Annotated in this window: 17 protein-coding genes and 2 pseudogenes; 11 read left to right on the top strand and 8 right to left on the bottom strand. The window is 75.2% G+C overall.

What is annotated here, in order from left to right; genetic code table 11:
• Positions 1 to 194: 194 nt before the first annotated feature.
• From AC02VZ_RS07725 to AC02VZ_RS07735, 3 genes and pseudogenes are all read left to right on the top strand, one after another.
• The gene (locus AC02VZ_RS07725; protein ID WP_432056388.1) at positions 195 to 953 is read left to right on the top strand and encodes a LamB/YcsF family protein; all 759 of its coding nucleotides are present in this window, start codon (positions 195 to 197) and stop codon (positions 951 to 953) included.
• Positions 950 to 1558, top strand: a pseudogene (gene pxpB, locus AC02VZ_RS07730) (5-oxoprolinase subunit PxpB); the annotation flags it as partial. The gene AC02VZ_RS07725 and the pseudogene pxpB, both read left to right, overlap by 4 nt.
• Before the next feature lie 200 nt (positions 1559 to 1758).
• Entirely contained in the window at positions 1759 to 2631 is an 873-nt protein-coding gene (locus AC02VZ_RS07735) for a 5-oxoprolinase subunit C family protein (protein ID WP_476474921.1), read from the top strand.
• 31 nt (positions 2632 to 2662) lie between these two features.
• Here AC02VZ_RS07735 and AC02VZ_RS07740 read toward each other — a convergent pair whose 3' ends face one another.
• Both AC02VZ_RS07740 and AC02VZ_RS07745 read right to left on the bottom strand, forming a co-directional pair.
• Positions 2663 to 4081 (bottom strand): HEAT repeat domain-containing protein, encoded by a 1419-nt coding sequence (locus AC02VZ_RS07740; RefSeq protein ID WP_432056390.1) that lies wholly within the window; start codon positions 4079 to 4081, stop codon positions 2663 to 2665.
• Between the two features lie 301 nt (positions 4082 to 4382).
• Positions 4383 to 4775: an ankyrin repeat domain-containing protein gene (locus tag AC02VZ_RS07745; RefSeq protein ID WP_432056391.1), complete on the bottom strand. Its 393-nt coding sequence runs from the start codon at positions 4773 to 4775 to the stop codon at positions 4383 to 4385.
• A gap of 309 nt (positions 4776 to 5084) precedes the next feature.
• On the opposite strand from AC02VZ_RS07745, the gene AC02VZ_RS07750 reads away from it, so the two are divergent.
• Together AC02VZ_RS07750 and AC02VZ_RS07755 are read left to right on the top strand one after the other, a co-directional pair.
• Positions 5085 to 5279 (top strand): hypothetical protein, encoded by a 195-nt coding sequence (locus tag AC02VZ_RS07750; RefSeq protein WP_362093474.1) that lies wholly within the window; start codon positions 5085 to 5087, stop codon positions 5277 to 5279.
• Positions 5280 to 5325: 46 nt separating this feature from the next.
• Complete coding sequence (locus tag AC02VZ_RS07755; RefSeq protein WP_476474922.1) at positions 5326 to 7080, top strand: hypothetical protein; 1755 nt, start codon at positions 5326 to 5328, stop codon at positions 7078 to 7080.
• A gap of 32 nt (positions 7081 to 7112) precedes the next feature.
• Here AC02VZ_RS07755 and AC02VZ_RS07760 read toward each other — a convergent pair whose 3' ends face one another.
• Positions 7113 to 8612 carry an SCO1417 family PLP biosynthesis transcription factor gene (locus tag AC02VZ_RS07760; protein ID WP_432056393.1) on the bottom strand — a complete coding sequence of 500 codons (1500 nt, stop codon included), beginning with the start codon at positions 8610 to 8612 and terminating at the stop codon, positions 7113 to 7115.
• Positions 8613 to 8710: 98 nt separating this feature from the next.
• Here AC02VZ_RS07760 and yczE point away from each other — a divergent pair, with 98 nt between their 5' ends.
• The 4 genes from yczE to AC02VZ_RS07780 all read left to right on the top strand — a co-directional run bounded on the left by yczE (position 8711) and on the right by AC02VZ_RS07780 (position 12197).
• A complete protein-coding gene (yczE, locus tag AC02VZ_RS07765; RefSeq protein ID WP_476474923.1) occupies positions 8711 to 9376 on the top strand; it encodes a membrane protein YczE in 666 nt (221 codons plus the stop codon).
• A complete protein-coding gene (locus AC02VZ_RS07770) occupies positions 9373 to 10140 on the top strand; it encodes a glycerophosphodiester phosphodiesterase family protein (protein ID WP_476474924.1) in 768 nt (255 codons plus the stop codon). Before yczE ends, AC02VZ_RS07770 begins: the two co-directional genes overlap by 4 nt.
• 49 nt (positions 10141 to 10189) lie before the next feature.
• Complete coding sequence (locus AC02VZ_RS07775; protein ID WP_476474925.1) at positions 10190 to 11542, top strand: MFS transporter; 1353 nt, start codon at positions 10190 to 10192, stop codon at positions 11540 to 11542.
• A gap of 280 nt (positions 11543 to 11822) precedes the next feature.
• The gene (locus AC02VZ_RS07780; RefSeq protein WP_003977404.1) at positions 11823 to 12197 is read left to right on the top strand and encodes an RNA polymerase-binding protein RbpA; all 375 of its coding nucleotides are present in this window, start codon (positions 11823 to 11825) and stop codon (positions 12195 to 12197) included.
• 304 nt (positions 12198 to 12501) lie between these two features.
• Here the strand turns inward: AC02VZ_RS07780 and fxsA are convergent, their stop codons facing one another.
• From fxsA to AC02VZ_RS07800, 4 genes and pseudogenes are all read right to left on the bottom strand, one after another.
• Complete coding sequence (gene fxsA, locus AC02VZ_RS07785) at positions 12502 to 13083, bottom strand: FxsA family membrane protein (protein ID WP_476474926.1); 582 nt, start codon at positions 13081 to 13083, stop codon at positions 12502 to 12504.
• Between the two features lie 408 nt (positions 13084 to 13491).
• Positions 13492 to 14290, bottom strand: a pseudogene (locus AC02VZ_RS07790) (polyprenol monophosphomannose synthase); the annotation flags it as partial.
• A 623-nt stretch (positions 14291 to 14913) separates the two neighbouring features.
• Positions 14914 to 16518, bottom strand: coding sequence for an amidohydrolase (locus AC02VZ_RS07795; protein ID WP_476474927.1), 1605 nt, complete (start codon positions 16516 to 16518; stop codon positions 14914 to 14916).
• Positions 16519 to 16595: 77 nt separating this feature from the next.
• Positions 16596 to 17036 carry an Lrp/AsnC family transcriptional regulator gene (locus tag AC02VZ_RS07800; protein WP_362093453.1) on the bottom strand — a complete coding sequence of 147 codons (441 nt, stop codon included), beginning with the start codon at positions 17034 to 17036 and terminating at the stop codon, positions 16596 to 16598.
• A gap of 266 nt (positions 17037 to 17302) precedes the next feature.
• Between AC02VZ_RS07800 and AC02VZ_RS07805 the strand changes: the two genes are divergently transcribed.
• Positions 17303 to 17731 (top strand): hypothetical protein, encoded by a 429-nt coding sequence (locus AC02VZ_RS07805; RefSeq protein ID WP_432056399.1) that lies wholly within the window; start codon positions 17303 to 17305, stop codon positions 17729 to 17731.
• A 264-nt stretch (positions 17732 to 17995) separates the two neighbouring features.
• Positions 17996 to 18235, top strand: a complete 240-nt coding sequence (locus AC02VZ_RS07810; protein WP_432056400.1) for a hypothetical protein — start codon at positions 17996 to 17998, stop codon at positions 18233 to 18235.
• Here AC02VZ_RS07810 and AC02VZ_RS07815 read toward each other — a convergent pair.
• Positions 18198 to 19370, bottom strand: coding sequence for an acyl-CoA dehydrogenase family protein (locus AC02VZ_RS07815; protein ID WP_476474928.1), 1173 nt, complete (start codon positions 19368 to 19370; stop codon positions 18198 to 18200). The genes AC02VZ_RS07810 and AC02VZ_RS07815 overlap by 38 nt on opposite strands.
• Between the last annotated feature and the right edge of the window lie 210 nt (positions 19371 to 19580).

Consider the following 19580-nt stretch of genomic DNA (forward strand, 5'->3'; position numbering starts at 1 on the left):
GGGCGGCGGGCGCGGGCCATCGAGCCGTGGTCGGAACGGCGGGCGGGGGCCACCGACCACGCCCCGGGTGAGCCCGCCCGCCGCACCCCCGCCCCGGGCCCCGCCTCGTCCCGACCGCCGGACCCATCTCCCGCCACCTCCCCCGCCCCGCCCCGCCCCGCCCCGTCCCGTCCCGAAGGAAGAACGAAGAACCCATGACCTTGATCGATCTCAACGCCGACCTCGGCGAAGGCTTCGGCCGCTGGCACCTCACCGACGACGACCGGCTGTTGTCGGTGGTCACCAGCGCCAACGTGGCCTGCGGCTTCCACGCCGGGGACCCCGCCACCATGCGCCGGGTGTGCGACCTCGCCGCCGAGCGGGGGGTGCGGATCGGCGCCCAGGTCGCCTACCGCGACCTGGCCGGCTTCGGGCGGCGCGCGATGGACGTGCCGCCCGCCGAACTGGCGGCCGAGGTCGCCTACCAGATCGGCGCCCTGGAGGTCTTCGCCCGCGCGGCCGGCAGCCGCGTGTCCTACGTCAAGCCGCACGGCGCGCTCTACAACCGGGTCGTGCACGACGAGGACCAGGCCGGTGCCGTCGTCGACGGCGTCCTGCTGGCGGACGCCACGCTGCCCGTGCTCGGTCTGCCCGGCTCCCGGCTGCTGGAGGTGGCGGCCAAGGCGGGCCTGCCCACGGTCCCGGAGGCGTTCGCCGACCGCGCCTACACCGACGAGGGCACACTCGTCCCGCGCGGGGAGAGCGGCGCCCTGGTCACCGAGCCGGCGGCCGTGGCGGCCCGCTCCGTGGAACTCGCCCGCTCGGGGCGGGTGGAGACGCTGTCGGGGCGGCGGATCGAGGTACGGGCGCGCTCCCTGTGCCTGCACGGCGACACGGCCGGGGCGGTGGAACTGGCGCGGCTGGTGCGGGAGCGGCTGGAGGGGGCCGGGGTGCGGCTGGAGGCGTTCGCGTGAACGTGCTGCCGGTGGGTACGGACGCCCTGCTCGTCGAGGTCTCCACGGGCGAGGAGGCCCAGGCGCTGCACGCCGAACTGCTGCGCCGTCGGGCGGACGGCACGCTGACGGTCCGTGAGATCGTGCCGGCCGCCCGTACGGTCCTGCTGGACGGCCTGACCGACCCGGCCGGGCTGGCCGCCGAACTGGCCCGCGCCCGGCCCTCCCCCGTGGCGCCTCCCGCGCGGCGCACGGTCGAGGTCCCGGTGCGCTACGACGGCCCGGATCTCGCCGAGGTCGCGGCGCACTGGGGGGTGTCGCCCCGGGAGGCGGCCCGGATCCACGCGGGCTGCACGTTCCGGGTGGCCTTCTGCGGCTTCGCGCCCGGCTTCGGATACCTCACGGGACTGCCCGCGCGGTACGACACCCCGCGCCGGGCGACCCCGCGCACGGCGGTACCGGCGGGGTCGGTGGCGCTGGCGGGGCCGTACACGGGCGTGTACCCGAGGACGTCGCCGGGCGGCTGGCAGCTGATCGGCACGACGGACCTGCCGCTGTGGGACCCGGAGCGCGAGCCCGCCGCGCTGCTGACCCCGGGCACCCGGGTGCGCTTCGTCCCGGTCGACGCGGAAGCCCCCGCACCGGAGCGTCCCGACGGGGACGGGGAGACCCGAGACCCGGCGGACGCGCCGAACGAGCCGGACGCGCCGGAGGCGCCCGGCGCCACAGACACGGCACGCACCGCACGCACCGCAGACACGCCACGCACCGCAGCCACCGCAGGCACGACCGCCACCGCAGGCAACGCCGCCCCGGCAGGTGCCGCATGACGGACCGTGCGCTCGCCGTGGTGCGGGCCGGGGCGCTCACCACGGTGCAGGACCGCGGCCGGCCCGGCCACGCCCACCTCGGCGTGCCGCGCTCGGGGGCGCTGGACGCGCCCGCCGCGGCGCTGGTCAACCGGCTGGTCGGCAACCCCGGGGACGCGGCGGTGCTGGAGAGCACCGTCACCGGCTGCGCGCTGCGCCCGCGGTCGACCGTGACCGTGGCGGTGGCCGGCGCGCCCTGCGCGGTCACCGTCGACGGCCGCCCGGCCGCGTGGGGGGCGCCGGTCCGGGTGCGGGCCGGGGAGGTGCTGGAGGTGGGCCCCGCCCGCGCCGGGGTGCGCTCCTACGTGGGCGTCTCCGGCGGGATCGCCGTCGATCCGGTGCTCGGCAGCCGTTCGACGGACCTGCTCTCCGGGCTCGGCCCGGCGCCCCTGTCGGACGGTGCGGTGCTGCCGCTGGGCTCCCCGGCGGCGCCCGCCGCGCGCGTGGACGTCGCCCCGCTGCCCGCGCCCCCCGGCGAACTGGTGCTGCGGGTGACACCCGGCCCCCGGGACGACTGGTTCACCCCGGAGGCGGTGCGGACCTTCACGTCCCGGACGTACCGGGTCTCGTCCGCGAGCAACCGGATCGGGCTGCGCACGACCGGGCCGGCGCTGGAGCGGGCCCGCACGGAGGAGTTGCCGAGCGAGGGGATGGTGCTGGGGGCGGTGCAGGTGCCGCCCGACGGGACGCCGGTGGTGTTCCTGGCCGACCATCCGACGACCGGGGGCTACCCGGTGATCGCGGTGGTGCGTCCGGCCGACCTCCCGGCCGCCGCCCAGGCGGCACCCGGGACGCCGGTCCGGTTCGTCGCGGTGCGCCGCCGCCCCTGACCCCGCAGGGCAGCCGCGAGGGGCGCGCCCGTCACACGGCGGGCTCCTCGGGTCCGATGCGGCTGCGGACCGCGGTCTGCACCTCGGCCTCCTCGGCCGGATCGGCCGCCAGGCGGCGCAGGCGCTCGACGACGCGGGTGTCACCGGTCCCGGCGTGGCGGGCGGCGATCTCGCGGGTGGACTCCTCGCAGTCCCAGAGGCACTCGACGGCGAGGCCGGCGGCGAAGGAGGGGTCGGTGGCGGCCAGGGCGCGGGCGGTCCGGCCGCGCAGATGGGACGAGGCGGTCTCGCGGTAGACGTGGCGCAGCACGGGGGCCGCGCAGGTGATGCCGAGGCGGCCGGCGCCGTCGACGAGGGTGAGCAGGGAGGTCGCGTCGGGGCCTTCGCCGCGGACCGCCTCGCGGAGCGCGGCCAGGACCTGGTCGCGGTCGTGGACGCCGCCCCGGCAGGCGAGGACGCGTCCGGCGGCGGCGCCGAGCCGGTCGGGCCGGCCGGCCCAGCGGCGGGCCCGGTCGACGGCGGCGAGGCTCCGCATGCGTTCGAAGGCGTCGACCGCGGCGTCGGCGACGACCGCCGGGCCGGTGGCGACGGCGCGCTCGATCAGGGTGAGCGCGTCGGGGTCGTGGTGGTCGGCGAGGTACCTCAGGGCGGTGCACCGGGCGCCGTCGGTGCCGTCGTCGGCGGCCCGGAGGATGTCGGGCCGGTCGTCGGGGCCCGCGACGGCGGCCAGGCAGCGGGCGGCGGGGACGTCGAGGGCGGCGCCGCGCTGCAGGCCCTCCTCGGCCCAGTCGAACACCGCGCGGACGCTCCAGCCGGGGCGGGGTCCGGTGGGGCGCATCTGCCGCTGCCAGCGGTCGAAGCACCCCGCCTCCTGGGCGGCGCGCACCCGGCCGGAGACCGCGGGGCGGGGGTCGTCGGCCCACAGGCGCCAGGGCCGGGGTTCGAAGGCGTCCCGGACGGTGGAGGCGAGTTCCGCCTCCCCCTCGGGGTCGGTGCCGAACCGGTCGAGCACGGGCTGGGCGAGGGCGCGCAGCCCGGCGTCGTCGTCGCGCAGGGCGAGTTCGTCCAGGGCCCAGGCCCAGTTGGAGCCGTGGGCGGCGTACCTGCGCAGCAGGTGGAGGGCGTCCGGCCTGCCGTAGGAGGCGAGGTGGCCGAGGACGGCGAGGGCGAGCCCGGTGCGGGTCTCGTCGGTGTCCAGGACGTCCTCGGGGCCGAAGAGGTGGGCCTCGACGGCGTCCAGGTCGGCGCGCAGGTCGAGGCAGAGGCGGGCGTAGTAGAGGGAGCGGTTCTCGAGCTGCCAGTCGTGGCGCGGGTCGTTGAGCACGCAGTGGTTGAGGGCCGCGAGCGCTTCGGGGCGCGGCGCGGTGAGCGCGTGGAGCGTGCCGTCGCCGCGACCTCGCTGGAGCAGGCCGAGCAGCGTACCGCTGGGCGCTATGTCCGGATCGAACATGGGAAACAGCCTCACATCAAGCGTCGACGCAACCGGGGGACGTGCTTTACCTGGCCGCGTGACAACACGTCGGGGCGCCCGCCGTTTCCTGCTTGCTGTAGACCATGTTCCTCTGCCTCTCGTCGGTGGCCCATACGGGCCGCGTCACGGCCCGCGCGGTGCGGCAGGACCTGCCCGGCCATCGCGTCCGTGAATCACGTCGTCATGATGACCCGGCGGTCACATCCGCCGCGACCGAAATACCGGCGGCCCCGTACCGCCTCCCCCGTCGTCCTCGTGCGTCCCGTCCGGCGCGCCCGTCTCAGCGCGCGCCGAACCGCTCCAGCAGTTCCGTCCGTTCGAACATCCGGGCCGTGTCCACGGCCGAGGGGGTGCCGAGCGTGGGATCGGCGCCGGCCTCCAGGAGGGCGTCGATCACTTCGGTCTCCCCCTTGAAGACCGCTCCGGCGAGGGGCGTCTGGCCCCGGTCGTTGACGCGGTCTGCGTCGGCGCCCCGCTCCAGGAGCACGCGCACCGCCTCGGGGTGGCCGTGGTAGGCGGCGAGCATCACGAGCGAGTCGCCCCGGTCGTTGGTGAGGTTGGCCGGAACGCCGGCGTCCACGTAGGCCGCGAGGTCGTCGGCCCGCCCGCTCCGGGCAAGCTGGAAGATCTTGGTCGCCAGCTCCACGACCCCTGGGTCGAAGGCTTCGGTCATCGGCCGGACCGCCTCTCACTGCGGATCACGTCGTACGGGTGGGACAGGGCGTACGGCTGCGAGGGGTGCGGTCGTACGGGTGAATCGCCAGGGTACTGGCTCACGCGGCACATGGGCCGGGGTGCCCGAGATAAAGATCACCGGGGACGGGGCCACGCGCACCCGGACCCGCGCGGGTGCCTCCCGGACACTCGGCCCGATGGGCGAAAAAGCCCGTAAATCACCCACTTGCACCTTTAATCGTATAGATACATTCTGTGATCCTGGAAGTACTCATGGTGACTGTCCCCGCAAACCAGGAGAACTCACATGATCCTCTCGATCTCCGGCGTCGTCCTGCTCGGCATCGTCCTGTTCATCTTCTGCCGCAAGGACGGACTGAAGCCGGTGCACGCCATCGTGGCGATGCTCTTCGGCTTCTACCTGGCCAGTACGGCCATCGCGCCGAGCATCAAGGCCGGCGGCGAGAGCCTCGCCAGCCTGCTCGGCGGCATCAAGTTCTGAGCCGCCCCACCCCCGCCCCGCCCGTACGCACCCCCTGGAGACAGCAGTGGCCCGGCGCCCCCTCCCCCGCATCCTGAGCAACGGCAGCGCACAGCTCGCCCGGAGCCGGGAGCTGGCCCGGACGGCGGCCGACAGCGCCACCGACGTCCTCCACCCGCTGATCACGATCACGCGCGGTCTGCGCCGGCTGGCCTCGGCCGGACGGCGCAGATGGGCCGACACCCCCAAGGACAAGCGCGGCGCGCTGCTCTTCCTGGTGGCGTCACTGATCCTGGTGGTGGCCCTGGTGCCGTACGGCCCGCTCCTCGCGGGCATCACCCTGATGGCGGCGGCGGCCTGGCAGGGCCGGGACCGCACCCCACAGGCTCCCGAGGGCCCCGACCCGTCACAGGTCCAGCGACTGAAGTCCCTCTACGAGGCCCTCGTGCCCTGCTTCTCGGCCGCCGACGACCCGGAGCCGCTCTACCTGCACGGCGGGCCGTGGGAGAGCGCCTTCCCGGAGTACGAGTTCGACGGCACCGGCCGGATCTCCCATCTGGTGATCGCCTACCCCGCCTACTTCCCCGACGGCGAACCGGAGGCGCGGGCCCGGATCGAGCACCTGCTCGCCGCCAAGTCGGGGCGCTGCCGCGAGTACCACTTCGACTGGGACGAGGAGGGCAACCGGCTCACCGTGCGCGTCCTGGACCCGCTGCCCACCGATGTGGCCGCGCAGCGTTTCGTCACGGCACCGGGCGAGACGGTGCTGGGCCTGACCGACCCCAGCCGGGTCCGGCGCACACTGCCGCTGGCCCACGGTGCCGAGCAGCGCGACGTGCCCCCCGTCGTGTGGCGCACCGGCATCCGCTCCACCGAGCCGCACCTGCTGGCGGCCGGCCAGCCGGGCAGCGGCACCTCCACGCTGCTGCGCTCCATCGCCCTGCAGGCCCTCCGGCACGGCGACGTGGTGATCATCGACGGCGGCGGCACCGGCGAGTACGCCTGCCTGACCGGACGGGACGGCGTGCTGGCCGTCGAGTGCGGCCCCGCCGGCGCGCGCACCTCGCTGGAGTGGGCGGCGCGGGAGACCGAGCGGCGGCTGATCGCCGCGAACCGGGCGCACGAGGCGGGCGACCCGCCGCCCGAGGACACCCGCCGGCCCCTGTGGCTGCTGCTCGACCGCCCCAGCACCTTCACGCACCTGGCGGCGGCCGACGGCGAGCCGGACCCGCAGTCCCTGCTCCAGGTCCCGCTGCGGCACGGCCGGCCGGCGAACGTCACCGTGGTGGTCGCCGAACAGCTCGACTGCCTGCACCACCTCGGCGACGCGGTGCGGCAGCACACCCGCGCGCGCGTGGTCCTCGGCCCGGCGACGGCGGAGCAGCTCGCCGCCGCGCTCGGCGCGCCCCCGCCCACCAGCACCGTCGACGAGGTCCCGCCCGGCCGCGGCTACGCCCGGCTGGGCACCGGGCCGGTGCTGCGCCTGCAGGTGCCGGCCACGCCGAACCCGTACGACGACGCGACCGCCGAGTCCCACCGGCAGGCGGTGCTGGAGCTGCTGCCGCCGCGGTCGGTGCCCGCCGACGCGGGACCGGAGCCGCGGGAAGCGGGTGGGGCGGACCACGAACCGCCCGGCCCGGCCCCGACCGTCGTGGGCGAGGAGCTGAAGATCTCCATGGAGAAGCCGACCCCCGGCGAGCCGCGCCCCCCGGCCGTCACGGCCGGGCAGGCGCCGGAGCCGGCCGGGGAGGACCGGGCGTCCGCCGGGAAGGTGCCCGCGGACGCCGTGGCCGCCGAGGCGGGCATCACCGAGTCGTCCTGAACGACGCGTGCCCGGGGCGCCGGGCTCGTTCGCTACGCCACGAACGAGCGCGGCGCCTCGGCGCCGGTCGTCCCGCCGCTCTCCACGATCCGGGCCGCCGCGGCGAGCCGCGCCGCGGCCTCCTCCGCCACCGCGCCGCCCACCGTGAACGGCAGGCGCACGTACCCCTCGAAGGCGCCGTCGACCCCGAAGCGCGGCCCGGACGGCACCCGGACGCCGACCCGCTCCCCCGCCTCGGCGATCCGCGAGCCGGACAGCCCGGCGGTGCGCACCCACAGCGTCAGGCCCCCATCCGGCACCTCGAACTCCCAGTCGGGCAGCTCCCGCCGCACCGCCGCCACCAGGGCGTCGCGGTTGTCGCGGGCCTGGGCCCGGCGCAGCTCGACGGCCCGCTCCCAGCCGTCGGTGCCGAACAGCCAGTTCACCGCCAGCTGCTCCAGCACGGGCGTCCCCATGTCGGCGTAGGCACGGGCCGCGACCAGGCTGCGGATCACGTCGGGGGCCGCCCGCACCCAGCCGATGCGCATACCCGCCCAGAAGGCCTTGCTGGCGGAACCGACCGTGACGACCGTGGAGCCGGCCGGGTCGAAGGCGCAGACCGGGCGCGGCATGCGCACGTCGGGGTCCAGCCACAGCTCGCTCATGGTCTCGTCGGCGACCACCACCGTGCCCGCCGACCGTGCCGCGTCCACCAGACGGCGCCGCTGGTCCTCGTCGGCGAGCGCGCCGGTCGGGTTGTGGAAGTCCGCGACGACGTAGGCGATCCGGGGGGCCGCCTCCCGCAGCACCTGGCGCCAGCGGTCCATGTCCCAGCCGCGCAGTCCCTGCGCCATGGCCACGGGTACGAGGCGGGCGCCGGCCTCCCGCATCAACTGGAGGATGTTGGCGTAGGAGGGGGACTCGACGGCGATGCGCTCGCCACGGCCGCCGAAGAGGTGGCAGATGGCGTCGATGGCGCCCATGGCGCCGGTCGTCACCATGATCTGCTCGGGCATGGTGGGGATGCCCCGGGCGGTGTAGCGGTCGGCGATCATCGAGCGGAGCGCGGGCAGCCCGGCGGGGTAGTCGCCGTGGGTGTGCGCGTACGGCGGCAGCTCCTCCAGGGCTCCCTGGACGGCGCGGGTCAGCCAGGGTTCGGGCGCGGCCAGCGCGGCGCAGCCGAGGTCGATCATGGCGCCGAGGGCCTCGGGCGGCAGCGGTTCGAGGCCGCGGGCCGGCACCGGGTTGCCGGCCGGGACCGAGGTCCAGCTGCCGGCCCCGCGCCGGGACTCCAGGAAGCCCTCGCCGCGCAGCGCCTCGTAGGCGGCGGCCACGGTCGTGCGGCTGACGGAGAGGGACAGGGCCAGCTCCCGCTCGGCGGGCAGCCGGGCGGCCACCGGGACGCGGCCCTCCAGGACGAGCAGCCGGATGCCGTCGGCCAGGGCGCGGTAGGCCGGCGGACGCCGGGTGCCGGGGCCCGCCGGGCGGTCCTGCTGGGACTGGAGCAGCCGGGACAGTTGTGCGGCTCCCACCGCCGACGTCCACTGTGCCATCGAAATCAGTCCACCTTCCGCCGATTGGCCATGGATGATGTATCCATCCACGCCACAGGGTGTCATGCGTCGGTCCACTTCCACCACAGGGGGCATCCTTGTCCAGCCACCCGTCCCACACCGGACAGCTCGCGCGGCGGCTGTTCCAGCTGTACGCGGGCCTCGCCCTGTACGGCGCCAGTTCCGCGCTGCTCGTCCGCTCCGGGCTGGGCATGGAACCGTGGAACGTGCTGCACCAGGGCCTCGCCGAGCGGACCGGGCTGTCGATCGGGGTGGTGCTGATCATCGTGGGCGCGCTCGTGCTGCTGCTGTGGATCCCGCTGCGCCAGCGGCCGGGGCTGGGCACCGTCTCCAACGTGCTGGTGATCGGCATCGCGATGGACGCCACACTGGCGCTGGTGCCGGACGCGCACGCCCTGGTCGTGCGGGTGCCGCTGATGGTGGCGGGGGTCGTGCTGAACGGGGCCGCGACGGGGCTGTACATCGCCGCACGTTTCGGGCCGGGCCCGCGGGACGGCCTGATGACCGGGCTGCACCAGCGCACCGGGCTCTCGGTCCGGGTGGTGCGCACGGCACTGGAGGTCACCGTGGTCGCCACCGGCTTCGTCCTCGGCGGCACCGTGGGCGTCGGCACCCTGCTGTACGCGCTGGCCATCGGCCCGCTCGCGCAGCTGTTCCTCCGGCTGTTCGACGTCCCATTGTCACCGGCCGGGAGCCGGGCCGTCGCCGGCGGCCGGCCGCGGCGCGCGATACTGCGACGGTGACCGCGCCGATACGCCACCCCTACCTCGACCACCCCGGCCCGCTCCCCTTCGCCCATCGGGGCGGAGCGGCCGACGGGCTGGAGAACACCGTCCGGCAGTTCCGGGCCGCCGTCGAGGCGGGCTACCGGTACCTGGAGACCGACGTCCACGTCACCCGTGACGGGCGGCTGGTCGCCTTCCACGACGCCACGCTGGACCGGGTGACGGACGGAGCCGGGCGGATCGCCGACCTGCCCTGGCGGGACGTGGCGCAGGCCCGGGTCGGGGGCGCGGAGCCGGTGCCGCTGTTCGAGGAACTGCTGCAGACCTTCCCCGAGGCGCGGTGGAACGTCGACGTCAAGGCCGAGGCGGCGCTGCTGCCGTTCCTGGATCTGGTCGGGCGCGCGAACGCCTGGGACCGCGTCTGCCTCGGCTCGTTCTCCGAGGCCCGGGTGGTGCGGGCCCAGCGGCTGGCCGGGCCGCGCCTGGCCACCTCGTACGGCACCCGGGGAGTGCTGGGCCTGCGGCTGCGCTCCTGGGGGCTGCCGGCCGGGGTGCGCCGGTCGGCGGTGGCGGCCCAGGTGCCCGAGGCCCAGTCGGGTGTCCCGGTGGTGGACCGCCGCTTCGTGCGGGCCGCCCACGCCCTCGGGCTCCAGGTGCACGTCTGGACAGTCAACGAACCGGAACGGATGCACCGGCTCCTGGACCTGGGAGTGGATGGCATCATGACCGATCACATCGACACACTGCGCAAGGTCCTGGAGGACCGCGGCCTCTGGGCCTGAGTCCCCTCCCCCGGCCCTGGCGCGACCGCGGGGAAGCGAGGGGGCGCGGGTGGGCACCGACACCGTGCGATCACCGGTACCGGACGGGGCGGCCGGCCGACGGCGCGAGCAGCACGGCTGGTACGTCTACGACTGGGCCTGCTCGGTCTACTCCACCAGCGTGGTCACGGTGTTCCTGGGGCCGTACCTGACGTCGGTCGCCGAGGCCGCGGCGGACGCCGAGGGGTTCGTGCACCCGCTGGGGATCCCGGTGCGCGCCGGCTCCTTCTTCGCCTACGCGGTGTCCCTGTCGGTGATCCTGGCGGTCCTGCTGATGCCGCTGGCGGGTGCCGCGGCCGACCGGACGGGCCGGAAGAAGCCGCTGCTGGCCGCCGCCGCGTACACGGGGGCGGCAGCCACCGCCGGGATGTTCTTCCTCGGCGGCGAGCGGTACCTGCTGGGCGGGCTGCTGCTCGTCGTCGCGAACGCGGCGCAGTCCGTGGCGATGATGCTCTACAACTCCTACCTGCCGCAGATCGCCACGCCCGAGGAACGCGACGCCGTGTCCTCGCGGGGCTGGGCCTTCGGCTACGCGGCGGGCGCCCTGGTGCTGGTCGCCAACCTGATCCTCTACTCCGCGCACGACACCTTCGGGCTGTCGGAGGGCATGGCGGTCCGCATCTGCCTGGCCTCGGCCGGGCTGTGGTGGGGCGCCTTCACCCTGGTGCCGCTGCGCCGGCTGCGCGACCGCCGGGTCCCGGCAGCGGCGTCGGGCGGCGCCCGGTCGGGGTTCCGGCAGCTCGCGGCGACGCTGCGCGACATGCGCCGCCACCCGCTGACGCTCGCCTTCCTGCTGGCCTACCTGGTCTACAACGACGGCATCCAGACGGTGATCACCCAGGCGTCCCTCTACGGCTCCAGGGAGCTGGGGCTCGGGCAGTCGACGCTGATCACGGCGGTCCTGCTGGTCCAGGTGCTGGCGGTGGCGGGCGCCCTCGCGCTGGGCCGGCTGGCCCGCACCTACGGCGCCAAGCGCACCGTCCTCGGTTCCCTGGTCGCCTGGACGCTCACCCTGGCGGCCGGGTACTTCCTGCCCGCGAACGCGCCGGTGTGGTTCTTCGTGCTGGCCGCGGGCATCGGGCTGGTGCTGGGCGGCAGCCAGGCCCTGTCCCGGTCGCTGTTCTCCCACATGGTCCCGCCCGGCAAGGAGGCGGAGTACTTCGCCGCGTACGAGCTGAGCGACCGCGGGATGAGCTGGCTCGGCCCGCTGCTGTTCGGCCTCACGTACCAGCTGACCGGCAGCTACCGCGACGCGATCATCTCGCTGGTGGGCTTCTTCGTCCTGGGGTTCGTGCTGCTCGCCCGGGTCCGGGTGCGGCGGGCCATCGCCGACGCGGGCAACCCGGTTCCCGAGCGGATTTAGCGCCGGGCACGAAAGGGCGGTAGTGTACGCGTTTGGCCTGCCAGGCGTACCGTTACTGCGCGTCAAAGATACCGAAACGCTGGGTCACATCTAGCAATAGAGGTGACAAAGCGGACGTCGGGGGGTACTGCACTGGTTGACAAAGGCTGCGGCTACGACGGCGACGCATGACCCGGATCGGATCTCGGAACGGGGAATCTTTACCGCCGCCCGGACGTTGACCGGATGACGACGACAGCGACACCTGTCCTGTGGGCGACCAGCCCGGGAGGCACGATTCATGAGTGAGCGAGCTCTTCGCGGCACGCGCCTCGTGGTGACCAGCTACGAGACGGACCGCGGCATCGACCTGGCCCCGCGCCAGGCCGTGGAGTACGCATGCGAGAAGGGGCACCGCTTCGAGATGCCCTTCTCGGTCGAGGCGGAGATCCCGCCGGAGTGGGAGTGCAAGGTCTGCGGTGCGCAGGCACTCCTGGTGGACGGCGACGGCCCTGAGGAGAAGAAGGCCAAGCCCGCGCGTACGCACTGGGACATGCTGATGGAGCGGCGGACCCGAGAGGAACTCGAAGAGGTCCTCGAGGAGCGTCTGGCCGTGCTGCGTTCCGGTGCGATGAACATCGCGGTTCATCCGCGGGACAGCCGGAAGTCGGCCTGATCCCAGCGCGGTTCGGACGATCCGCAGCACCCCGCACGTGAGTACGTGAGTACAGGACCGCGGGCGAACCACCTCCGGGTGGAGCGCCCGCGGTCCTGTGTGCGTTCGGGCAGGGGCGTTCGGGCAGGCGCGATCGGGCGTACGGGACGCTGCACGGCGGACCCGGCACAACGGCCTACCCCGCCCTCGAAACGCCGGATGCCAGGGGGCCGTCATCCGCGTCGACGCGGGTGACGGCCCCCCTGCCGTTGGGCCTGGGCGTGGGTCGTCCCTGTCGGTCGGCCGGGGGGTGCGTCGGCTCCCGTCAGCGGGTGAGCGGAGGCCGCGGTTCCTGCGGTGAGCCGCCGGCGTCCGGCCCGGGCTCGTCCCGGATCACCTCGCCCTGCACCACCTTGCCGTCGGGCCGGTGGATGCGCACCTGCTGGAAGGCGCCGCCCAGGGAACCCTGCGCGGCTTCGCGCAGCTTGCGTTCGACGGTGCGCTCGGCGGCCCGGCCGACGGCCTTCTGGACCGGGGGAACGAGCAGGAGCAGGCCCAGCACGTCCGAGGCCAGGCCGGGCAGGATCAGCAGCAGGCCGCCCAGCATCATCAGGCCGTTGCCCTCGCTGTTCGGCCGCCGTTCGGAGACGGCGCCGCCCTGCTGCTGTTGCAGGGTCTCGGTCAGGTTCTTCAGGGCCCGTCGGCCCGCTCGCTTGACGACCATCGAGCCGAGCAGCAGGCCGGCCACCAGCACGAGCAGCACCACCAGGCCGTTCGTCGCGCCGCCGAGCAGGGTCAGCAGCCAGATCTCCAGCACGAGCCATGCGGCGACGGCCAGCGGCAGCACGGTGCGGAGCCGGGAGCGCCGGGGCCGGGCGGGATGCGGGGTCGGAGCGCCTGTCGTCATGCTTCCAGTGTGCCTGGGCCCGGCTCAGTGCGGGATAAGGGGCTGATCAGGTGTCCTGCGGCGCCGCGTCCCGCCGGTCGCTCCCGCCGGCCCCGGAGCCGCCCTCGTCGGGCCGGACGCCCGCGTCCGGCCGGGCCTCCGCGTCCGGCCGGGCGTCCGCGGTCGCAGGGGGCCGGTTCGCCTCCGCGGCCCCGGAGTCCCCACCGCTCGCGACGGCCCCGTCGCCCTCGCTTCCGTCGGCCACGGCCCCGTCGGCGGCGGGTCCGTCGCCCGCCGGAGCCCTGCCCGCCGGTCCATCGGCCGCCGAAGCCCCGGCCGCCGGTCCGTTGTCCGCCGGTGCGCCGGCCGCCGGTCCGTCGGCCGTGGCCCCGCCGTCCCCGGCCGGCCCGCCGCCTCCGGGCTTCGGATCCCCGGCCCTGCCGTCCGTGCGCCCGAGGACCTTGCCGACCCGCTCGCCGACGCCCCAGGCGGTCACCCGCCACAGCGCCTCGACGAGGATGTCGCGGCTCATCTTGGAGTCGCCCAGTTCCCGCTCCACGAAGGTGATGGGCACCTCGACCACGTGGTAACCCGCCTTCACCGCGCGGCGCGCCAGGTCGACCTGGAAGCAGTAGCCCTGGGAGGCGACGTCGTCGAGGCCGAGGCCCTTGAGGGTCTCGGTGCGGAAGGCGCGGAAACCGCCGGTGATGTCCCGCAGGGGCAGGTCGAGCGCGACGCGGGAGTACAGGCTCCCGCCGCGGGAGATGATCTCGCGGGACCTGGGCCAGTTGACCACCCGGCCGCCGGGCACCCAGCGCGAGCCGAGCACGAGGTCGGCCCCCTTCAGGGCGGTGAGCAGGCGGGGCAGTTCCTCGGGCTGGTGGGAGCCGTCGGCGTCCATCTCGATCAGGACGCCGTAGCCGTGCTCCATGCCCCAGCGGAAGCCCGCGAGGTAGGCCGCGCCCAGCCCTTCCTTGCCGGTCCGGTGCAGGACCTGGACCAGGTCGTCCTCGGCCGCCAGTTCGTCGGCCAGCTTGCCGGTGCCGTCGGGGCTGTTGTCGTCGGCCACCAGGACGTGCGCCTCGGGAACGGCGGCGCGCACCCGGCGCACGATCGCCTTGATGTTGTCCGCCTCGTTGTAGGTCGGGATGATCACCAAGGCCGTGCCGAGCGGGCCGAAAGTCCTCGCCTGGGCTCCTGCCGCGAGGATCCCGTCGCCGTCGTTCACTGCTGCCCCTTCATCTCCTGTGCGCAGGGTCCCACCATAATGGCCGCGGCCTGCGCCGACATGACAGGTCGTGCGCACAGCGGTGTCACTTTCGGATGATCGGGCAGGAGACCCGGCCGTCCGTCGGCAGCGGTCCGCTCGCGGGGCGGTGTGCGGGGCGGCCGACCCGTGCGCGACGGGGGCGCGGTGGGCCGGAGGCGGGCCCGGGGCAGGTGGCGGGGTGCGGCGGATGGGGGCCCGGCGCTCTTCGGGCCGGCCCGGGACCCGCCGGCTGCGGATCGACCTGAGCCGTTGTCTACTGAGCGCCCGGCCCCACCCGGGTCGCACCTCCCCGACCGCCGGAACGTTCCCCCCGGGCTGCGCGGGCGCTGTGCCTGGCTCCCAGCGACGGTGTTCCGGTGCAGCACACCGTCCCTGACCCAGCGGCGCCGCCACGAGTGGCCGGAAGTTCCCCGGTCGGGCGTCCGGTGGTGGACCCGGCCGAACCTACCGGTGACCGACGGCTGCCTGTCAACAGCCGTCCGACCTGGGCCTCTTCCGCGAAACCCCTGGTCAGCGGGGAGGACGCGCAGGTCGGGCGACCGTGCCGCGGGGCATGATCGTCACCGCTCCGGCCGCGCGGATCACTCGCCCGGCCGTACGTGGACGGTGCGCCCGCCGACCACGGTGCGCAGACACACCGGCAGGTCACGGCCCGGGGTGAGGTCGGGCAGGCCCGGGGTGCCGGAGCGGGGGTCGGTGGACCACCGCGCCACCCGGTCGTCGGGGGCCTGGACGACCAGCTCGCCGGTGCGCCACACCGCGTAGTCCGCGGGCGCGCCGGGCACCAGGACGCCCGCGTCGTCCCGCCCGACGGCCCGCCAGCCGCCCCGCGTGTGGGCGGTGAACGCGGCCCGCACCGAGACCCGGTGCTCCGGGGTGCGGTGGAACGCGGCGGCCCGGACGGTCCCCCACGGGTCGAGCGGCGTGACCGGGCTGTCGGACCCGAAGGCGAGGGGCACCCCGGCGCGCAGCAGGGCCGCGTAGGGGTTCAGGGTGCGGGCCCGCTCCGCGCCCAGACGCCGGGCGTACATGCCGTCCTCGCCGCCCCACAGGGCGTCGAAGGCGGGCTGGACGGACGCGGTGAGCCCCAGCTCGGCGAAGGCGGCGACGGTGTCGGGGGTGAGCATCTCGGCGTGCTCGACGCGGTGCCGGGCGGCCCGGATCCGGGCGAGGCCCAGCTTCTCGGCGGCGGCCCGCATCCCGTCGGTCACGGCGCCGATCGCCGCGTCGCCGATGGCGTGGAACCCGGCCTGGAGCCCTGCCTCGGTGCAGTCGACGACGTGGGCGGCGACGGCGGCGGCGTCCAGGTGGGCGGTGCCGGTGTGGGCGGCGTCGGCGTAGGGCTCGTGCAGGCAGGCGGTGTGCGAGCCGAGGGCGCCGTCGGCGAACAGGTCCCCGGCCGCGCCCAGGGCACCCAGCTCCCGTGCCTTGGCGACGTCCCGCTCGGCCCAGTAGCCGACGACGCGCGGCACGTCCTCCTCGGCGGCGAGCTGCAGCAGGCCGGTGAAGTCGTCCTCGGAGGAGATCTCCGGGCCGCCGCACTCGTGGACGGTGCCGATGCCCAGCGAGGCGGCGTGGGCGAGGGCGGCGCGCTGGGCCTCGGTGCGCTGCGCGGGGGTGACGGCGCCGAGCGCGGTGGCGCGCACCGCGTGGTGGTCGTCGCCGGTGAGCGGGGCGTCCCGGCGGCCGACCGGGCCCGGGACGAGGTCGAGCAGCGCGGTGGTGACGACCGCGGAGTGCACGTCGATCCGGCTGAGGTAGAGGGGGCGTCCGCCGGTGGCGGCGTCGAGTTCGGCCCGGGTCGGCGGCCGGCCGCCGGGCCAGCGGGCGGCGTCCCAGCCGTGACCGAGCAGCACCCGGTCGTGGGGGCGTGCCGCGGCGAAGTCGCGCACGCGCGCCAGCGCGGCCTCCAGGGTGGGGGCGTCGGACAGGTCGAGGCCGGTGAGCGCGAGGCCGGTGGCGGTGGTGTGGACGTGCGCGTCGGTGAAGGCCGGGGTGACCAGCGCGCCGTCGAGGTCGACCACCTCGTCCACGCCGTCGGCGAAGGCGTCGGCGGCGCCCTCGGAGCCGACCCACGCCACCTGGCCGCGCTCGACGACCATCGCGGTGGCGAACGGGTCGGCGGGGCTGTGGACCTCTCCGCGGCGGAGCAGGACGGTACGGCTCGGGACGGTGCGTTCGCTCATGCCCCCAGTCTCGCCCCTCGGACGTGCGGGCCCGCAGCCAGGTCCGGTGCGGCCCGGCGCCGGGTCCGGCCGCGGCGTCAGATGCGGGGCGGGCGGGCCTCGTAGGGGGTGGAGAGGACGACCGTCGTGCGGGTCGAGACGCCGGCCAGGGTGCGCACCCGGGCGAGCAGCTCCTCCAGTTCGTGCGGCGTGGCCACGCGCACCTTGAGGATGTAGTTCTCGTCGCCCGCGACACTGTGGCACGCCTCGATCTCGGGGACCTCGGAGAGGCGGTCCGCGATGTCGTCGGGGGCGCTGGGGTCGAAGGGTTTGACCGAGATGAAGGCGGTGATGGGCAGACCGACGGCCTCCGGGTCGACGACCGCGGCGTATCCGCGCAGCACGCCGCGCTGTTCCAGCCGGCGCACCCGCTGGTGCACGGCCGAGGTGGACAGGCCCGTGGCCCTGCCCAGGTCGGTGTAGCTCATCCGCCCGTCCTTGACGAGCAGCTGCACGATCTGTCGGTCCAGCTCCTCCATGGCGGAGAACCTACAGCGTGCGTGATCGCTCCGGATACCTGAGCGGCCGGGTCATGTCCGGTGCGGCCCGCGCCGGACGGACGGTGCGGTGCGCACCGGGGGACAAAGACCCGCGCAGGGGGCACCTGCGACCGGCATGTGACGAACGCCACACCGTTCGAACGCTCTCCGTGATGTTCTCGTGATTACCCCCCAGGGGGGACGGGAAGTGCTTGCTGTGGTCGAGGCCGCAATGCCGTCACGGCCCAGCCCGAGGGGGAGAACGCATGCACAGTGTGAAGCGCCGTACCGCGTCCAAGCGGCAGCAGCCGGTCGTGGAGCTGCACCCGGAGGGCGTCGAACCCGACGCCCTGGACGACGAGTCGGACACCTACGACACCTTCGAGATGTACCGGGTGATCTGCCCGGACTGCGCGCAGCCCATCGCGCTGCTGGCGGACGAGGAGGTGCTGCCGGAGCACGCGCTGTGCGCCTCGCCGTGGAACCCGTTCGGACTCACGGTCTGCGCCGGCACCGGACGCCGGGCCTCCGACGCGCACCCCGCGGACGCCTCGGTGACGCCGCAGGAGCAGGACACCGCCCTGCTGCTGACGCTGCCGCAGGGGCTCGACTGGCGCACGCAGCCCTTCTCGCACGTGGGCGGGCCGGGCTCGCGCCCGATCCGGGTCCCCGACATGCGCCGCAGCGCCGCCTGACGGCGGTTCCGGCCCGGGGCGGCGGCCCGCGCCCCGCCCCTCACCCGTAAGCGTGAAGACGACGCACGCCGGAGCACCGCACCTCGGTGCTCCGCGAGGCGGCCCACGCTCCACGGGAACCCTCAACGACGCCGCCGGATACGGCACTTGCCCCCCGGCCGTCCGGCCGGGGCCCGGGTGCCGCGGTACGCGGCGGGCGGGGGCGAACGCACGGCCTATTCCGTCCCGGGGTGACGTGCCCGGTCGCTCCCGCGTTGCCCGGGTATGACGACCCCCACGTACTCGACGACCGGGCGTCAGCGCCGTCTCTACGTCCCGCCGCCCGCCCCGGCACCCCCGCGGCTGCCCGATCCGCCGATCTACCGCGATCTGCTGCGCGCCTGGGCCGACCGCGGCCGCACCCTGCCGGGGCAGCACGACCCCGAGTGGGCCCGGCTGGCGGCGCCCTTCCGGGGGCTGGGGCAGTTCAGCGGGTCTCCGGACCCGCGAGATGACGTGCGATGACCATGCGCTGGATCTGGTTGGTGCCCTCGACGATCTGCAGCACCTTGGCCTCGCGCAGGTAGCGCTCGGCCGGGAAGTCCGCGGTGTAGCCGTAGCCGCCGAGGATCTGCACGGCGTCGGTGGTGACCCGCATCGCCGTGTCGGTGCAGTGCAGCTTCGCCATGGCCGCCTGCTTCGCGAACGGGCGCCCGGCGTCCCGCAGCCGGGCCGCCGCGAGGTACAGGGCACGCCCGGCCTCGATCTGGGTCGCCATGTCGGCGAGCATGAAGCGCAGCCCCTGGAAGTCCGCGATCGGCCGGCCGAACTGCCGGCGCTCCGCCGCGTACCGCAGGGCCTCGTCGAGCGCCGCCTGGGCCACGCCGACGGCGCAGGCCGCGATGCCGAGGCGCCCGCCGTCCAGCGCGGACAGGGCGATGGCGAAGCCCTGGCCCTCCTCGCCGATGCGCCGGTCGTCGCCGACCCGGACGCCGTCGAGGTGGACCTGGGCGGTGGGCGAGCCCCGCATGCCCATCTTCTTCTCGGGCGCCGCCCCGCTCAGCCCCTCGGCGTCGCCGGGCACCAGGAACGCGGAGATGCCACGCGGGCCGTCCTCGCCGGTGCGCGCCATGACCGTGTAGAAGTCGGCGATGCCGCCGTGGGTGATCCACGCCTTGGTGCCGGTGATCACCCAGTCGTCGCCGTCGCGCACCGCCTTGGTGCGCAGCGAGGCGGCGTCGGAGCCGGAGGCGGGCTCGGAGAGGCAGTAGCCGCCCAGCAGGCCGCCGCCGAGCATGGCGGGCAGGTGTTCGGCCCGCTGCTCCTTGGTCCCGTAGGCGGCGAGCGCGTAGGACGCCAGGGTGTGCACGCTGACGCCGAGGCCGACGGTGAGGCGGGCGGCGGCGAGTTCCTCCAGGACCTGGAGGTAGACCTCGTACGGCTGGTCGCCGCCCCCGTACTCGGAGTCGTAGGGGAGGCCTAGGAGGCCGGACTCGGACAGGAGGGTGAACAGCTCGCGCGGGAAGTGGCCGGCGTCCTCCTCCTCGGCCGCCCGGGGCGCGATCTCGCGCTGCGCGATGTCCCGGACGAGCGAGAGCAGGTCCCGGGCCTCGTCCGTGGGCAGTTGCCGGTCCACCGGCTGCGGGGCGTGGTCGGGCATGGCGACGCTCTCCTCCCTGTCGGGCACATCGGCGGGCGTGCGCCTTGGGTGGGGGCGGCTCCGCCGGGTCATTGCGGTGCGTTGCCGATGCTCGCGCTCCGGGTCTCGGAAGCTGCTGATCAGCGGCTTGCGCTGTGAGTATGCCCGATCGGCGGCGGCGCGTCACCAGTTAACGACCGCTTACTCGGGGAAACCCGCGACGGCCCCCGA

The sequence above is a fragment of the Streptomyces sp. 3-6 genome (assembly GCF_056323165.1).

What these genes read in the sequence shown, in the direction of transcription:
- AC02VZ_RS07725 (WP_432056388.1), top strand. Translation starts at nt 195, where the DNA reads ATGACCTTGATCGATCTCAACGCCGACCTCGGCGAAGGCTTCGGCCGC.
- AC02VZ_RS07735 (WP_476474921.1), top strand. Translation starts at nt 1,759, where the DNA reads ATGACGGACCGTGCGCTCGCCGTGGTGCGGGCCGGGGCGCTCACCACG.
- AC02VZ_RS07740 (WP_432056390.1), bottom strand. Translation starts at nt 4,081, where the DNA reads ATGTTCGATCCGGACATAGCGCCCAGCGGTACGCTGCTCGGCCTGCTC.
- AC02VZ_RS07745 (WP_432056391.1), bottom strand. Translation starts at nt 4,775, where the DNA reads ATGACCGAAGCCTTCGACCCAGGGGTCGTGGAGCTGGCGACCAAGATC.
- AC02VZ_RS07750 (WP_362093474.1), top strand. Translation starts at nt 5,085, where the DNA reads ATGATCCTCTCGATCTCCGGCGTCGTCCTGCTCGGCATCGTCCTGTTC.
- AC02VZ_RS07760 (WP_432056393.1), bottom strand. Translation starts at nt 8,612, where the DNA reads ATGGCACAGTGGACGTCGGCGGTGGGAGCCGCACAACTGTCCCGGCTG.
- AC02VZ_RS07780 (WP_003977404.1), top strand. Translation starts at nt 11,823, where the DNA reads ATGAGTGAGCGAGCTCTTCGCGGCACGCGCCTCGTGGTGACCAGCTAC.
- fxsA (WP_476474926.1), bottom strand. Translation starts at nt 13,083, where the DNA reads ATGACGACAGGCGCTCCGACCCCGCATCCCGCCCGGCCCCGGCGCTCC.
- AC02VZ_RS07795 (WP_476474927.1), bottom strand. Translation starts at nt 16,518, where the DNA reads ATGAGCGAACGCACCGTCCCGAGCCGTACCGTCCTGCTCCGCCGCGGA.
- AC02VZ_RS07800 (WP_362093453.1), bottom strand. Translation starts at nt 17,036, where the DNA reads ATGGAGGAGCTGGACCGACAGATCGTGCAGCTGCTCGTCAAGGACGGG.
- AC02VZ_RS07805 (WP_432056399.1), top strand. Translation starts at nt 17,303, where the DNA reads ATGCACAGTGTGAAGCGCCGTACCGCGTCCAAGCGGCAGCAGCCGGTC.
- AC02VZ_RS07810 (WP_432056400.1), top strand. Translation starts at nt 17,996, where the DNA reads ATGACGACCCCCACGTACTCGACGACCGGGCGTCAGCGCCGTCTCTAC.
- AC02VZ_RS07815 (WP_476474928.1), bottom strand. Translation starts at nt 19,370, where the DNA reads ATGCCCGACCACGCCCCGCAGCCGGTGGACCGGCAACTGCCCACGGAC.